Raw genomic sequence first — 1506 nt, forward strand, 5'->3', positions numbered from 1 at the left:
CTGCTACCCATATCAGGGGCTCATCGGCACATACGGGTATAGCCGAGCGGCAATCCGGGGAATTCTGCCCGAACCCATGAACCGCTAAAAAGACAAATCCCAGGAAGAAAATAAACGAGAGCCGCATACGGGAAGGCTGTTTTTACCTCTTATATAACTGGTATAACGTTCTTTTAGTATGGTATTTTCCCTGTTTTAGATCAATGCACAACGCCTTTAAGATCAAAGTGGTATTTTGGTGGAGTGGTAACTCCCGAAATCAGGTGGCAGATTATACCCTGTTCCAGTTCAATCCGCCTGCTCAACTTAACAGGATTTTATGTCGGATCGCCCCGTAACCCGACTGTAAAGTGGCATTTTATACATATCTTTGCCCCTTGCAAATCGATGTCTGATGAAAATTGATCCCGCTTTGGAAACAACAGGGGAAACCTTTGGAGATGACCACTTTTCAGCCTCCGAAAATACTCCATTGAGAGAAGATGCCTTTGTGCTCAGCGATGCCAAAAAGATAGAACAGATCTCTAAAAGTGTCCGGGATATTATGATGACCCTTGGGCTGGATCTTAAAGATGACAGTTTAAAAGGGACTCCGGAAAGGGTGGCCAAAATGTATGTCAATGAAATCTTTGGAGGCCTGCACCCGGATCGCAGACCGAAATCCTCCACCTTTGACAACAAATATAAATACGGGGAAATGCTGGTCGAAAAGAATATTACGGTCTACAGCACCTGTGAACACCACTTACTCCCTATTGTCGGACGGGCCCATATCGCCTATATCTCAAACGGATCCGTGGTAGGGCTTTCCAAAATGAACCGGATTGTGGATTACTACGCCAAAAGACCCCAGGTACAGGAGCGCATGAATATTCAGATTGTGCGGGAACTCCAGGAGGTATTGGGTACAAAAGACGTCGCCTGCGTTATAGATGCCAAACACCTTTGTGTAAACTCCCGAGGGATTCGCGATGTAGACAGCAGCACAGTGACAGCTGAATACGGGGGACGCTTTAAGGAGGAAGGCCTCAGGAGGGAATTCCTCGATTATATCAATTTGGAAACCGAATTCTAAGGCACTGCCTATGGCCCTTTACGAGGAACAAAATTTACGACTCTCCAATTCGCTCTCAGGACAGAAGGAAGTATTTACACCTATTCATACCGGCCATGTAGGGATGTACGTCTGCGGCCCAACCGTCTACAGCAAAGTACACCTTGGAAATTGCCGGACGTTTATCTCATTTGATATGATTTATCGGTACCTGCTCCACCTCGGGTATAAGGTGCGCTATGTGCGCAATATTACTGATGCCGGACATTTGGAGGACGATGCCGATGAGGGTGAAGACAAGATCTCGAAAAAAGCGCGTCTTGAAAAGATCGAGCCCATGGAGGTAGTGCAGCGATACACCACGGATTTCCACAACATCCTTCGAAAATTCAACCTGCTTCCCCCGAGTATTGAACCTACAGCCACGGGACATATCGTAGAGCAAATTGAGA

2 protein-coding genes are annotated in these 1506 nt (G+C 46.7%); both read left to right on the forward strand.

Annotated elements, in window-relative coordinates:
- Positions 1 to 394: 394 nt before the first annotated feature.
- Positions 395 to 1075 carry a GTP cyclohydrolase I FolE gene (folE, locus tag WBV75_RS11365; protein ID WP_424120714.1) on the forward strand — a complete coding sequence of 227 codons (681 nt, stop codon included), beginning with the start codon at positions 395 to 397 and terminating at the stop codon, positions 1073 to 1075.
- A 10-nt stretch (positions 1076 to 1085) separates the two neighbouring features.
- Positions 1086 to 1506, forward strand: a 421-nt coding sequence (locus tag WBV75_RS11370) for a class I tRNA ligase family protein (protein WP_424120715.1), incomplete at its 3' end; no start/stop codon positions are given.

This window comes from Robiginitalea sp. (assembly GCF_049588695.1).
Taxonomy (GTDB): Bacteria; Bacteroidota; Bacteroidia; order Flavobacteriales; family Flavobacteriaceae; genus Robiginitalea.

Bases quoted from the DNA above. Each gene is read 5' to 3' on its own strand.
- folE (WP_424120714.1), top strand. From the start codon at position 395: ATGAAAATTGATCCCGCTTTGGAAACAACAGGGGAAACCTTTGGAGAT.